Here is a 13,687-nt window from a genome sequence, read left to right as displayed (position 1 = left end):
AAAATAGTCCCTAAAAAGAAAAAAACACGTATTGTAGTGTTCTTTCTGTGTTTGAAGGTATTTACTTTATCTAAAAAACGACTTATAATGATATAAAAGTGATATCACTTTTATATCATGGGGGGTATCCAAATGAAAGAAAAATCAATTTTTAAAATGAATGGTTATTTAGCGCTGGTTTTATCCCTAATAGGTGTGGTTGGTGGAATATTCATAATCAGCAATGCGGAATCATCTGCGGGAGGATTTGGTGGACTCGTTGTAATTATTTTAGGACTGATTATTGCTACAAGTTTAACGATCGTTCAGCCAAACCAAGCAAAAGTCTTAACGTTTTTTGGTACGTATATAGGTGTCATTCGTGATCAAGGATTGTGGGCAACGATTCCTTTCACCTTTAAAAGAAGTGTATCATTGCGTGTCACCAACTTTACAAGCGAACGATTAAAGGTAAATGATTTAGAAGGAAATCCAATTGAAATTGCTGCTGTAGTAGTTTATAAAGTAAACGATTCAGCAAAAGCTTTGTTTGATGTAGAAGATTATAATAAATTTATTCAAATCCAAAGTGAAACGGGCATTCGTCATATTGCCAGCAGATATTCCTATGATTCATACGAAAATGGAGACGAAAATACCTTCACTCTGAGACAAAATAGTGATGAAATCGCTGAGGTTCTTATGCAGGATTTACAAATGAGAATGGATGTTGCTGGTGTCGATATTATTGAAGCAAGGATTATGCATCTGGCTTATTCTTCCGAAATTGCTTCTGCTATGCTTCAAAGACAGCAAGCGAATGCTGTTTTGTCTGCTCGTAAAGTGATAGTCGACGGTGCAGTAGGGCTTGTTAGATCAGCGATCGACCAGCTTCAAGAACAAGGGATTGTCGAATTGGACGAAGAGAAAAAAGCCCAAATGGTGAATAACCTAATGGTTGCGATAGTTTCTGAGAAAGGAACACAGCCCATTATCAATACAGGAAGCATCTATTAAGGTTGTGTCGTAAAATGAGTAAACGAAAAGCATTCCCACTGCGGATCGATCCACAACTATATGAAATACTGGAAAAATGGGCACAGGATGAATTGCGAAGTGTGAATGCTCAAATTGAGGTCATCTTAAAAGAAGCGGCAAAAAAATCAGGAAGAATGAAAAACTCTCCTTGAAAAGAAAAGCAAGGCGAAAACAACAGATGTGCTTTGATTATGAATAATTATCGCTTGGTAAATTCCTGTTAGTTTTTTCAGTAATGAACCTCTACAGAAAAATCTAGCTTTATGCAACAAAATCCTCACTGAGAAGAAAGTGAGGATTTTGTATGAACAAATATGTAAACCTATCGTTTCTCCAGTTATATTTTCACCCTCAACATAATGCTTTATATCTACAGCATAGGTTTTGATATCTTGTAAACTCCAAAAAGGAGATATCGTAAATTCAGTCACATCTTTATAGAGCACAGTTTTGAGGATCAATTTTTTGTACACCATTAGAAAGATAACCCAAAATGAAAACTAAATTTGTCTGCAGAAGTATGAAAGGAATATCACCAACATTCTTTAGCAAACCTACGTTAAGCGAATTTATATTGTGGAGCTATTAGGTTTAGAAGTGAATAAAAATAGAGAAATTAAAAATAGTCCCGTAGGAAGAAAATCCAAAAGGATTCTTCTCATACGGATCTGTCACTTTTATAGGACTTTCTCGAGGGCGCTGATGAGCTGCGAACTGACAACCTTTGCGGAATCATTCCTCTTCTGGTAGTTGTCCAAGTAATAGATGGACGTCTTCAAAGAACGGAGGTGATTTTCAGCATCGAAGTTGAAGAGAATAAATCTTCAAACAAGCCTCCAAATCTTCTTGGACTTCTCTCCTTGGAAGTGCTTCTCAACAGCCTCTGTGAGTTCTTTCTCGTCAGACTCCCGATTTTCATTGATGAGATTCCGAATTTGAGCGAGTTCCTCCATGGTGACATCTACTGGGGGCACTTTTTCTAACGTCTCCTGCGATTGAACCATCAGCTCAAGCCAATAGACAAAGTCACTGAGCCTCTGGGAACGCCATATTCTGTCCGGGTAGAAATCAGATGGCTTCGGCATCAAGTCCAGTACTTGCTGGAATTCCCGAGTTGGGATGATTGTCACCCGGCAACCATCCCTGAGCTCACCGTTCACAGTGATCTGAATCGGCTTTTCCTCAATCATAAGGTTATCAGGCATTTGGATTCCCTTCAAAGTGAAGTGACAGTTTCCTAGACTATTCTATTTTGACTTTAGTAATGACAATAAAGAATATAGAAAATACGACAAATAAAAATAGAGTTAACAAGTGGAGCAGAAAAACAACCTATTATTCCTAGAAATTTTCATCGCAAAATGTCTTCGTGAAAACGAAAAGCCTTATTTGTACTGAAAAGCTTCTTAACGTTGGATTTTTACATTGTGTTGGCCACACATGTGAAAGTGAGAGCGTTCTTTGTGTATACAATATTTTTCTTAGTTGTAATGTCATTTAAACTGTCTGTCGGTTTTTTAGTTTCAGAGATTATCATCTGTATGTTCCGTTTTATCTCAGAATTAGTGAAAGAAACTCGTCTTTTTTACCCTTTGTCCACATAAGTTGAAGTAAAGGATAGTGGAAAAGGATGAAGAAACGTGAAATCTTTATTGGTTTTGCATAAAAAACGCCTATTCATTATATTTGCTATTGCATTGTTTGTGTTAATCGCGTTACTTGGACGCCTTTCATTTGTACAGTTGATTCAAGGGTCTTGGTTGACGGGAAAAGCAGAAAATCTGTGGGGGCGAGATATTCCATTTGCCTCCAAAAGAGGACGCATCTTGGATCGTAATGGAGAATTAATTGCTTATAATATCAGTTCTCCCTCTGTGATGGTAGTCCCAGCTCAGATCAAAGATAAAGAAGGAACGGCTTATAAACTAGCAAAAATTTTAGGTGTACCAGGAGAAAAGATTTTGCCGTTTGTAAAGAAAAAACAGCTTATTGTACGAATTACTCCATACGGCAGAAAAATATCCGAAGCAAAAGCAGAAGAAATCCAAGGGTTACAACTACCAGGGGTGGTGGTTGCAGAAGACAGCAAAAGATATTATCCCTATCAAAGTTTAGCTTCTCATATTTTGGGTTTCACCGGAATCGATAATCAAGGACTAGCTGGGCTAGAACTAGAATACAATAAACAGCTACAAGGAACATCAGGCTATATATCGTTTAGTGCAAATGCTCGTGGAGAGAAACTCCCGGGAGGAGTAGATCATTTTACCCCACCAAAGGATGGACTGGACTTAAGATTGACGATCGATTTGAATATCCAAAAAATTATTGAGCGGGAACTGGATCAAACGATGGCACAATACCAGCCGGAAAATGTCATTGCCATTGCGATGGACCCGAAAACCGGTGAGATATTGGGAATGAGCAGTAGACCAACTTATCGACCTGACCAATATAAGACGACAGATCCCTTGATCTACAATCGAAATCTCCCAATATGGAAAACATACGAGCCAGGATCAACCTTTAAAATTATTACATTAGCTGCTGCTTTGCAGGAAAAGAAAGTGAATCTCAACCAAGGATTTTTTGACCCAGGATTTATCGCGGTTGGAGGAGCTAGGTTGCGATGCTGGAAATCAGGAGGTCATGGATCTCAAACCTTTTTAGAAGTAGTAGAAAATTCCTGTAACCCAGGATTTGTTACCTTGGGTCAACGATTAGGCAAAGAGAAATTACTTTCGTATATCAATCAATTTGGTTTTGGGCAGAAAACGGGAATTGATCTTAACGGAGAAGCAAAAGGAATATTATTTAAACCTTCCCGAATGGGACCAGTCGAGCTTGCTACTACCGCTTTTGGACAAGGCGTTGCAGTTACACCAATCCAACAGGTAGTGGCAGTTGCAGCAGCAATAAATGGAGGTAAGTTAATGGTTCCCCATTTAGCAAAGCAATGGGTGAATTCGGAAAGTGGCAAGGTGGTAAGTACCGTTACCCCAACTGTAAAAAGAGAAGTGATCACTCCAAATATATCTGCTGCCGTGCGATCAGCACTCGAAAGCGTTGTAGCACGAGGATCAGGGCGAAAAGCATTTGTGGATGGATATCGTGTTGGGGGGAAAACAGGGACTGCACAAAAAGTAGGGCCAAATGGTACGTATTTAAAAAATAATCACATTGTTTCTTTCATTGGATTTGCGCCAGCAGATGATCCCAAGGTAGTTGTGTATCTTGCAGTTGATAATCCAAAAGGGATTCAGTTTGGAGGCGTTGTTGCAGCCCCCATAGTAGGAAATATTATTGGAGATAGCATGAGATACATGAAAGTACCAAAACGAACAAACCAAATTCCACCAGAGGAAAATATTCTATACGATCCGATTGTACCCACGCCTAATTTCATTGGGCAAGATATTGACAAGATTAAAAACAGTTTGTACACTACACCGATCGAAACAGTCGGAAAAGGAAAAGTGGTTGTCAGCCAAATTCCTCGTCCTGGCGAACGAGTGAAAAAAGGAACATTGATTCGGATGTATTTAGGAGATAAATAGAAATATAAGCTTCCGTCGTTGTTTCTACACAACTGATGGAGGCTTATTGTCATTGGATGGGAAATTCTGAAAAATTCGTTTGGTGTTCCGTCACTTTCCGTCAAGGGATTTTTTGCGTGAATTATGTTAAAATGGGTGTCATGACTGCCAGGACCCCCAAACCTGGTTTTTCTATTGTTACACTTGATCGATAAATTTTGTCTTATTCCTATAAGTGTAACGAAGCCTCTGTTGTCACCTTGTAGGCTTGCCGAGTTTTCTATACAAGCTAAGTGGGAGGTTTACCAAAACAATGAAATTAAGTGAACTAGTAGATGTGTTACACGTAAAAGAATGGCTTGATCCAACTGATGTGGAAATCACAGGTATTGAAACGGATTCAAGAGAAGTAAAACCAGGTGATTTATTCATTGCATTACGTGGTTTTACCGTTGATGGGCACGAATATGTTGATAAAGCTGTGGAAAAAGGTGCTGCTGCAATCTTGGTAGAAACACCAGTGCAAGCTTCAATTCCTATTATTCAAGTGCCAGACACAAGAAGAGCGATGGCATTTCTTGCGAATCGATTTTACCAATATCCATCACAGCAACTAAAACTAATTGGAATCACAGGTACAAATGGTAAAACAACTACCTCCCATCTCATTGAGCAAATCCTAAAAAGCACAGGGAGGGAGACAGGGATCATTGGGACAATCGGAGTGAAGATCAAGGACAAGGAGATTCCTGTACGAAATACCACTCCAGATGTAGTAGAATTACAAAAAAGTCTCCGACTAATGGTTGATGAAGGGGCTGATTATACAGTAATGGAGGTTTCCTCTCATGCACTTCATATGGGGCGAACCAGAGGAGCTCATTATCACATTGCTGTATTTACAAACCTGACACAAGATCATCTTGATTACCATCAAACGATGGAAAAATATCGGGAAGCAAAAGGCCTTTTATTTAGTCAGCTAGGTAATCAATACACGAACAAACAGAAGGAGAACCAAGTTGCTGTTCTGAATAGCGATGACGAGGCTTCTGATTATTTTGCCACCATTACAGCAGCTCAAGTAATTACATATGGCATCAAAAAAGAAGCTGATGTTCGTGCCAAGAACATCGAACACCGAGTAGATGGAGTATCGTTTGAATTAGAGACTTTTCAAGGAAATGTACCGATATCTTTACCCTTATTTGGGACTTTCAATGTGTATAATTCCTTAGCGGCTGTTGCAGTTGCGTTAGTAGAAGGTATTCCTTTGTTACAAATTAAAAAGAGCTTGGAGAATCTAGAAGGTGTTGATGGTCGATTTGAATCCGTGCAAGCTGGCCAAGCATATACCGTACTGGTAGATTATGCACATACCCCGGATAGTCTTCAAAATGTTCTTACAACAGCCAAATCGTTTGCCAAAGGGAAAGTGATCTGTGTGGTAGGTTGTGGCGGAGACAGGGATCGTGGCAAGAGACCTTTGATGGCAGGTATTGCCACTGCTTATAGTGATTTTACTGTCATCACGTCTGATAACCCAAGAACAGAAGACCCAGAAGCGATTATTGCAGATATGATGGAGGGGGTTTCAGGTCAAGAAACTACCAATTACACAAAGATTGTAGATCGGAAGTCTGCTATCGAACATGCCTTAAAACAAGCAAAACCAGGCGATGTTGTACTGATTGCTGGAAAAGGACATGAAACATATCAAGAAATTAACGGAGTACGGTATCCGTTTGATGATCGGAAGATCGCTTATGAGGCAATAAAGGGTGAACAGCATGAAGCGTAGAATAAATTGGATAATAGAGATGGTTTCTGGATCAGTCCAGTATGAAAGTGAGCTAGATGAATCTTTCGCTGTTTCTGGAGTATCCATAGATACACGAACTTTATCACCAGGGAATCTGTATATTCCAATTATTGGAGAAGTATTTGATGGACATTCATTTGTCAAGCAGGCTGTCAAAGCTGGAGCAGTAGCTACCCTATGGCAAGCGGATCGACCACTACCTAAAATCTCTATCCCAGTTATCATCGTTCCCAATACACTGCATGCTTTGCAGCAAATGGCTGAGCGTTACTTAACGGAAACTTGTTGTCGAGTTGTTGCGATCACAGGTAGTAATGGAAAAACAACAACTAAAGATTTAGTTGCAAGCGTCTTATCTACTTCTTTTGAAGTGCATAAAACAGTTGGGAATTTTAATAACCACATTGGCCTTCCGCTTACGATATTGGAAATGCCAGAAACAACAGAAGTAGTTGTATTGGAAATGGGCATGAATCATAGCGGTGAGATACTGGAACTATCAAGACTAGCAAAACCAGATATTGCAATGGTCACAAATATAGGTGAATCCCATATTGGTCACTTAGGAAGTAGAGAGAAGATCGCCGAGGCAAAACTAGAAATTTGTGATGGATTATCAAAAAATGGTGCCCTTTTGATAGATGGTGATGAAGCTTTGCTTTATCAAAATCCTTTTAGGGGACATGTAACAGCAATTGGCTGGGACGAAAAATGCGAAGAAGGACCTGAAATGGTCGAGATGAAGGGCTTAAGCGGTTGGTCTTTTCAATCCAGAAAAACAGGTCATTCCTATACATTACCTCTGTTAGGTAAACATAATGTGAAAAATGCTCTATTTGCGATAGAGACTGGGCGTTTACTTGATTTATCAGAAGAGAGTATTGCAAAAGGGTTACGCGATGTGCCAACGACTTCAATGAGATTAGAAATAAATCAGGCGAGTAATGGCATGAAAATTATAAATGATGCATACAATGCAAGTCCAACTTCTGTGTATGCTGCTCTAGATATTCTGGAGGAAATAGAACCTGATTTACAAAAATGGGCACTTCTTGCCGGAGTCGAAGAGTTAGGAGAACAGGAAGTAACTTATCATCAGAAAATAGGGGAATATGCTGTTTCGAAGAATCTTGCAGGATTGATAACCGTTGGTTTAAAAGGATTGTGGATACATGAAGCTGCCAAACTTGCTTCTCCTAATCAATTACAACTAAAGCATTTTCCATCAAATGAAGAAGCATTTTCCTATCTGAAACAAGAAGGAAATAAAAATATTCTTCTCTTAGTGAAAGCTTCTAGAAAAGCTGGATTAGATCGTATTGTGAAACAATTAGTAGAGGGAGCGTAGAGTGGTGGCAAATATCGATATACGTATTATACTCATTCCACTCGCAGTAGCATTTGGGATTGGAGTACTTCTAGGTCCAATGATTATTCCAACACTACAGCGATTAAAATTTGGTCAAAGTATAAGGGAAGAGGGACCAGAGGCACACTTGAAAAAAGCTGGTACACCAACCATGGGTGGTACGATTATTCTCATGTCTGTGGTTCTGACCGCATTACCATTTAGTAGTTTTATTCTATTGAATAATTCAAAACCAATTGTAAACTCTGACTTGTTCTTTCTCTTGTTTGCAACTCTTGGATATGGAATTATAGGCTTTTTAGATGATTATATAAAAGTAGTGATGAAAAGAAGCTTAGGATTGACAGCCAGTCAAAAATTACTTGGTCAATTGTTTATCGGTGTCGTTCTTTTCTGGGTTTTAATTGAAGTTCGAGTCCTTCGACTGGGCGATGAGAACGGTTCAAAATTTATTTTCAATGTAGATATTCCAGGAACAGACTGGTCTTTGCAATTAAACTGGCTCTATTTGCCTTTACTCTTAATCATGATGATTGGTGCATCAAATGCCGTAAACTTAACGGATGGTCTCGATGGATTACTCGCAGGTACAGCAGCAGTAGCCTATGGTGCATATGCCATCATCGGTATGGTACAAAGCAATTATACGGTAGCTATTTTTGCGATTTCCGTTGTAGGTGCACTATTAGGGTTTTTGGTATTTAACGCTCATCCTGCCAAGGTTTTTATGGGGGATACAGGTTCCCTTGCCTTAGGTGGAGGTCTTGCAGCCTTAGCTGTTATCACCAAAACGGAACTATTGCTTCCCCTAATCGGTGGAGTATTTGTAGTAGAAGCACTTTCTGTTATGCTCCAAGTTCTATCGTTTAAAACGAGGGGGAAACGTATTTTTCGGATGAGCCCTCTCCATCACCACTTTGAACTAACGGGATGGTCTGAATGGCGAGTTGTAACAACATTTTGGTGTGTTGGATTGTTCTTAGCTGGTGTTGGAATTTATCTTGAGGTGTTTGTTCGATGATAATAAAACACGATAAGGTGTCTGTGCTTGGATTAGGGAAAAGTGGAGTAGCTGCAGCAAAATTTTTGGCTACATTAGGTGCTGAAGTAGAAGTTTTCGAGCAGAGAAAAGAACGTGCTGTTTGTCCAGAGGCAAAAGAGCTAGAGCAACTAGGGATTCCCGTTTATTTTCAACCTTCCACAGATCAAATTGTCAAAGATACAAGCACATTGCTTGTGAAAAATCCAGGAGTACCTTATAGCAATCCGGCAGTGCAAAAAGCAGTGAAGCAATCTATTCCTGTGATTACAGAAGTAGAGCTGGCTTCATATTATATTGATATCCCAATCATTGGGATCACTGGTTCTAACGGAAAGACAACAACAACTACCATTGTAGGAGAAATGTTAAAAAAATCAGAAGTACCTGCTTTGGTAGCTGGTAATATCGGGCGAGCGCTATCCGATGTAGTAAACGATTTAGAAGAGAAAAAATGGCTAGTAACGGAACTTAGTAGTTTTCAATTAAAAGGGACAAATACGTTCCACCCAAAAATCGCGGCACTCTTAAATGTTGTACCAGCTCATTTGGATTACCATCAGACGATTGACGATTATGTAGCAAGCAAGGCGAAATTATTTCAAAATCTAGGTAGTAATGACACAGCTGTTTTTAATTACGATAATGAAATATGCAGAGCAGTGGCTGGTAAGCAAAATGGAACGATTGTATGGTTTTCGATTGAGCATGAAGTAGAAAATGGTTTGTTTGTACGGAATGGCCAAATGATCGCTTGTTTAAATGGACAAGAACAATCGATTATGCCTGTAAAAGAAATAGCTCTGCCGGGTGATCGTAACCTCGAAAATGTGCTAGCTGCTACAGCAATTTCTTTGATTGCAGGAGGGAGCGCAACTGCAATTCGAAGTGTCCTAACGACGTTTAGTGGAGTAGAACATCGGTTGGAATTCGTAACAACCAAAGAGAATGTTCGTTATTATAACGATTCCAAAGCTACCAACGCTCAAGCAGCAATAACGGCGTTAACGGCCTTTACCGATCCATTGATTTGGATCGGTGGGGGTTTGGATCGTGGCGTTGATTTTCAGGAATTAGTTCCAGTACTGCGCGACCATGTAAAAGTAGCTGTGGTTTATGGACAAACTGCGTCTATTATGGCTGATAGAGCAAAAGATGCAGGAGTTACAACTATCATCCATGCGACTGATGTAATAGATGCTGTTCATCAAGCAAGCAATGTTGCCCGTCACGGAGATATAGTGGTATTATCTCCTGCATGTGCAAGTTGGGATCAATATACCTCTTTTGAAGAACGGGGAAGCATTTTTAAACAAGCTGTGCATACGTTGTAATAATGCAAGTCCCAAAAAGAGGTGTTGCCGTATGCATAGAAGTCTTAAAAACCCTGATAAGTTTATTGTAGCTGCTATTTTCTTGTTACTAATCATCGGGGTAGCAATGGTTTATAGTGCAAGTGCTGCTTATGCTTATCACCGTTTTGAAGATAGTTTTTACTTTGCAAAACGGCAAGTATTGTTTGCAGCTTTGGGTGTTTTTTGTATGTTTTTGATCGCAAAAATAGATCCAAACAAATTTCATTTCGCTGCAAAACCTATGTTGATTGGTTGTTTTCTCTTGCTAATGGTCGTCTTAATCCCAGGTGTTGGTATTTTACGGAATGGTGCGAGAAGCTGGCTTGGAATCGGCGCTTTTAGTATTCAACCTTCTGAGTTCACTAAGCTAGGGATGATATTGTTTTTTGCACGCTGGTTTTCTAAATCTTCTTTTGAGATCGAAAACTTTCAAAAAGGTTTTATACCGAGTATGTTGCTGCTGTGTTCAGCATTCGGCTTGATTATGTTACAACCTGATTTAGGAACTGGAACCGTTTTAATGGGGACTGGCTTAATCCTTATTTTTATCGCTGGCTCGAAAATGCTACATTTAGGAAGTTTTTTAATGATAGGGGTAGCTGGCTTTGTTGGGCTAGTGCTTGCTGCACCATATCGAATCCAGCGTATTGTTGCATTTTTAAATCCATGGGAAGATCCACTTGGAGCAGGGTATCATCTGATACAATCTCTTTTTGCTATTGGACCAGGAGGGCTGCTAGGATTGGGGATCGGGATGAGCAGGCAAAAACATCTATATCTTCCTGAACCTCATACAGATTTTATCTTCTCCATTTTGGCAGAAGAACTCGGTTTTGTTGGGGCTGGAAGTGTCATTATATTGTTTGCCATTCTGATATGGCGTGGTTACCGAGTGGCGATGTCCATGCCTAATCAATTTTACAGTTTATTAGCTGCTGGGGTAACCTCCATGATCATGATCCAAGCTGGAATCAATATCGGAGTTGTCTCTGGAGCATTCCCAGTCACAGGAATCACTCTTCCGTTTTTAAGTTATGGAGGTTCATCATTGACGTTAACGTTAGCAGCTGTTGGCATTTTGCTTAATCTATCACGTTTTGTTAAAAAGTAAGGGAGGAACACCTATGAAACGCATCTTACTTACCGGTGGAGGTACTGGTGGACATATTTATCCTGCACTTGCAATTGCTCGCGCAGTTCGAGAAAAGCATCCTGGTGTGGAAATCGGTTATATTGGCACTGATAATGGATTGGAATCCAAAATTGTCCCAAAAGAAGAAGGAATTCAATTTTTCACTGTTGAGATTCAAGGCTTTAGGCGAAGCCTATCATGGGAAAATGTAAATACAGTTCGTAAATTTATTCGTGCAGTGAGTAAATCAAAAGAATACATAAAGAAATTTCAGCCAGATGTAGTGGTTGGTACAGGTGGATATGTAAGTGGTCCTGCTGTTTTCGCCGCTCATCAACTAAACATTCCTACAATGATTCACGAACAAAATGCAGTGCTTGGACTAACTACCAAATTTCTTTCTCGTTTTGCAGATGTGGTTGCAGTGAGCTTGGAGGATACTTCCAAACAATTGACGAGTGCAAAAAAAGTTGTGTACACTGGAAATCCACGTGCCACAGAAGTGATTCGTGCCGATAGACAGAAAGGGAGAGAATCACTGGGAATCGCAGAAAATGTTCCTGTTGTCCTTATTTTTGGAGGTAGTCGCGGCGCGAAAGCAATTAACCAAGCAGTACTCTCTATGCTTCCTAAATTGAGTTCACTACCTGGTGTTCGTTTTGTTTATGTCACCGGAGAAGTGCATTATCAAGATATCACCTCGAAAATAAATGGGAGTGAATATCCAAATTTAGATATAAGACCTTTTGTTTATAATATGCCAGATGTACTGGCAACAACAGACCTAGTAGTAGCACGTGCTGGTGCATCAACACTAGCTGAATTGACGGCTTTAGGGCTGCCATCCATTTTGATCCCTTCCCCATATGTAACAAATAATCACCAAGAAGCGAATGCTCGTGTATTAGAAGAACAGGGTGCAGCAAGGTTGTTATTGGAGAGGGATTGCAGTGGAGAAAGCTTATGGAATCAAATGGAAGCACTCATTCTTGATCCAGAAGAACGTAAGAAAATGAGTGAGCAAGCTAGATCCCTTGGCCGACCAGAAGCTGCCACCTTGATCGTAGAAGAACTGGAACAACTTGCCGCATCAGCGAATGTCCCCTCATAATTGCAGAAAGATGGTGAAAGGGAACGATGGAAGGACATCTATTAGAACTATTTCAAAAGAATGGTGTAACACATATTAAACAAAATGAAGCACTTTCCCGACACACCACTTGGAAAGTGGGAGGTCCTGCGGATTTTTATATAGAGCCTGCTGATAAAGAAGAATTGATGAATGCGATGAAAGTAGTATATCAACAGGCACTTCCTTGGCGAGTGATAGGAAGAGGTTCCAATCTTTTGGTCAAAGATGGTGGTATACGTGGAGCCGTGTTCCAGCTTCAAGATGCTTTTGATTATTTGGAGATAGAAGGTACTACAGTAAGAGCAGGTGGAGCTTACTCTACCATACTGCTGGCGAGCAGAACAGCAAAAGCGGGTTTGACCGGTTTAGAGTTTGCTGGCGGTATTCCCGGAAATGTCGGTGGAGCTGTCTATATGAATGCCGGTGCCCATGGTTCTGAGATCAGCAGAGTATTGAAGAGTGCAGAAGTTCTCACCGAAACTGGAGAGTGGCTGCAATTAAGCAACGAAGATTTGCACTTCCGGTATCGCACGACCATTCTCCAAGAAGAGATCAATGGGATTGTTGCAGGTGCAACCTTTGAATTAGAACAAGGAGATGCCAAACAAATAACTGAATCCCTCGCGTCTTTTAAAGATCGGCGCCGCAAAACACAACCTTTGCAATATCCTTGCGCTGGAAGTACGTTTCGCAATCCGCCAGGAGATCATGCAGGAAGATTGATCGAAGCGGCTGGACTAAAAGGATACCGAATTGGTGATGCAGAATTTTCCACACTTCATGGAAATTTTATTATTAATTTGGGACAAGCAAAAGCAAGAGATGTGTTGGCTTTGATCGATCATGCGAGAAAAACAATTGCAAAAAAGTTCGGCGTTACACTTGTACCTGAGGTTGAAGTGGTTGGGGAAGATACTTAATTTCTTAATAACGATTACTACCACTGAATCAATGCTATAATAGAGCTAGTGCAATCTATCCAAGGGAGAACAACATGCTTTCTGCTTTCCTCATTTGTGGACTTATTTCCATTGGCAGTTTTGTGCTCACCAAAAGGACGAATCGTGTTGGTCGCGGATGCTTTTTTGGTGGACTAACAGCTCTCAGTAGCGCTGTAACGATCATCATTGGAATGGTTCTCTTGCTCGGTGGTTGAGCTCCTTTCTGTCTCCTATAAACTTTTATAGGAGACAGAAAGCCCATTACACAGCAATGTGTGGTGGGCAAACATAAACAAATCCATTTGCTATATATGTAAAGAAGACCCCAATATGATTTTGGGGTC

The 13,687-nt window shown here is 40.1% G+C and carries 12 protein-coding genes; 11 read left to right on the top strand and 1 reads right to left on the bottom strand.

The window, feature by feature from the left end:
- Positions 1-132 precede the first annotated feature (132 nt).
- Both GSM42_RS19490 and GSM42_RS19485 read left to right on the top strand, forming a co-directional pair.
- On the top strand, positions 133-996 hold the full coding sequence (locus GSM42_RS19490; RefSeq protein ID WP_160803221.1) for an SPFH domain-containing protein: 864 nt from the start codon (positions 133-135) through the stop codon (positions 994-996).
- A 14-nt stretch (positions 997-1,010) separates the two neighbouring features.
- On the top strand, positions 1,011-1,169 hold the full coding sequence (locus tag GSM42_RS19485; RefSeq protein WP_160803220.1) for a type II toxin-antitoxin system antitoxin: 159 nt from the start codon (positions 1,011-1,013) through the stop codon (positions 1,167-1,169).
- A 672-nt stretch (positions 1,170-1,841) separates the two neighbouring features.
- Here GSM42_RS19485 and GSM42_RS19480 read toward each other — a convergent pair.
- The gene (locus GSM42_RS19480) at positions 1,842-2,147 is read right to left on the bottom strand and encodes a hypothetical protein (protein WP_160803219.1); all 306 of its coding nucleotides are present in this window, start codon (positions 2,145-2,147) and stop codon (positions 1,842-1,844) included.
- Positions 2,148-2,657: 510 nt separating this feature from the next.
- Between GSM42_RS19480 and GSM42_RS19475 the strand changes: the two genes are divergently transcribed.
- The 9 genes from GSM42_RS19475 to GSM42_RS19435 all read left to right on the top strand — a co-directional run bounded on the left by GSM42_RS19475 (position 2,658) and on the right by GSM42_RS19435 (position 13,558).
- Positions 2,658-4,574, top strand: coding sequence for a stage V sporulation protein D (locus tag GSM42_RS19475; protein WP_160803218.1), 1,917 nt, complete (start codon positions 2,658-2,660; stop codon positions 4,572-4,574).
- Between the two features lie 292 nt (positions 4,575-4,866).
- Entirely contained in the window at positions 4,867-6,354 is a 1,488-nt protein-coding gene (locus GSM42_RS19470; protein ID WP_160803217.1) for a UDP-N-acetylmuramoyl-L-alanyl-D-glutamate--2,6-diaminopimelate ligase, read from the top strand.
- Positions 6,344-7,723 carry a UDP-N-acetylmuramoyl-tripeptide--D-alanyl-D-alanine ligase gene (locus GSM42_RS19465; protein ID WP_160803216.1) on the top strand — a complete coding sequence of 460 codons (1,380 nt, stop codon included), beginning with the start codon at positions 6,344-6,346 and terminating at the stop codon, positions 7,721-7,723. The genes GSM42_RS19470 and GSM42_RS19465 overlap by 11 nt, the downstream gene beginning before the upstream one ends.
- A 79-nt stretch (positions 7,724-7,802) precedes the next feature.
- On the top strand, positions 7,803-8,765 hold the full coding sequence (gene mraY / locus GSM42_RS19460; RefSeq protein WP_420821014.1) for a phospho-N-acetylmuramoyl-pentapeptide-transferase: 963 nt from the start codon (positions 7,803-7,805) through the stop codon (positions 8,763-8,765).
- A complete protein-coding gene (gene murD / locus GSM42_RS19455) occupies positions 8,762-10,117 on the top strand; it encodes a UDP-N-acetylmuramoyl-L-alanine--D-glutamate ligase (protein ID WP_160803215.1) in 1,356 nt (451 codons plus the stop codon). The genes mraY and murD overlap by 4 nt, the downstream gene beginning before the upstream one ends.
- 31 nt (positions 10,118-10,148) lie before the next feature.
- A complete protein-coding gene (gene spoVE / locus GSM42_RS19450; RefSeq protein WP_160803214.1) occupies positions 10,149-11,249 on the top strand; it encodes a stage V sporulation protein E in 1,101 nt (366 codons plus the stop codon).
- 13 nt (positions 11,250-11,262) lie between these two features.
- On the top strand, positions 11,263-12,381 hold the full coding sequence (murG, locus tag GSM42_RS19445) for an undecaprenyldiphospho-muramoylpentapeptide beta-N-acetylglucosaminyltransferase (protein WP_160803213.1): 1,119 nt from the start codon (positions 11,263-11,265) through the stop codon (positions 12,379-12,381).
- Between the two features lie 26 nt (positions 12,382-12,407).
- Complete coding sequence (gene murB / locus GSM42_RS19440; protein WP_160803212.1) at positions 12,408-13,322, top strand: UDP-N-acetylmuramate dehydrogenase; 915 nt, start codon at positions 12,408-12,410, stop codon at positions 13,320-13,322.
- Positions 13,323-13,396: 74 nt separating this feature from the next.
- Positions 13,397-13,558 carry a hypothetical protein gene (locus GSM42_RS19435; protein ID WP_160803211.1) on the top strand — a complete coding sequence of 54 codons (162 nt, stop codon included), beginning with the start codon at positions 13,397-13,399 and terminating at the stop codon, positions 13,556-13,558.
- The last annotated feature ends 129 nt before the right edge of the window (positions 13,559-13,687 follow it).

Origin of the sequence: Shimazuella alba (assembly GCF_009831235.1) — a bacterium.
Classification (GTDB): Bacteria; Bacillota; Bacilli; order Thermoactinomycetales; family Thermoactinomycetaceae; genus Shimazuella; species Shimazuella alba.
This window is presented reverse-complemented; position numbering and strand designations above follow the sequence as displayed.

Excerpts from the sequence above, each read along its gene's own strand:
- spoVE (WP_160803214.1), top strand. The coding sequence starts at position 10,149 with ATGCATAGAAGTCTTAAAAACCCTGATAAGTTTATTGTAGCTGCTATT.
- GSM42_RS19470 (WP_160803217.1), top strand. The coding sequence starts at position 4,867 with ATGAAATTAAGTGAACTAGTAGATGTGTTACACGTAAAAGAATGGCTT.
- GSM42_RS19435 (WP_160803211.1), top strand. The coding sequence starts at position 13,397 with ATGCTTTCTGCTTTCCTCATTTGTGGACTTATTTCCATTGGCAGTTTT.
- GSM42_RS19465 (WP_160803216.1), top strand. The coding sequence starts at position 6,344 with ATGAAGCGTAGAATAAATTGGATAATAGAGATGGTTTCTGGATCAGTC.
- murG (WP_160803213.1), top strand. The coding sequence starts at position 11,263 with ATGAAACGCATCTTACTTACCGGTGGAGGTACTGGTGGACATATTTAT.
- GSM42_RS19490 (WP_160803221.1), top strand. The coding sequence starts at position 133 with ATGAAAGAAAAATCAATTTTTAAAATGAATGGTTATTTAGCGCTGGTT.
- GSM42_RS19485 (WP_160803220.1), top strand. The coding sequence starts at position 1,011 with ATGAGTAAACGAAAAGCATTCCCACTGCGGATCGATCCACAACTATAT.
- mraY (WP_420821014.1), top strand. The coding sequence starts at position 7,803 with ATGATTATTCCAACACTACAGCGATTAAAATTTGGTCAAAGTATAAGG.
- murD (WP_160803215.1), top strand. The coding sequence starts at position 8,762 with ATGATAATAAAACACGATAAGGTGTCTGTGCTTGGATTAGGGAAAAGT.
- murB (WP_160803212.1), top strand. The coding sequence starts at position 12,408 with ATGGAAGGACATCTATTAGAACTATTTCAAAAGAATGGTGTAACACAT.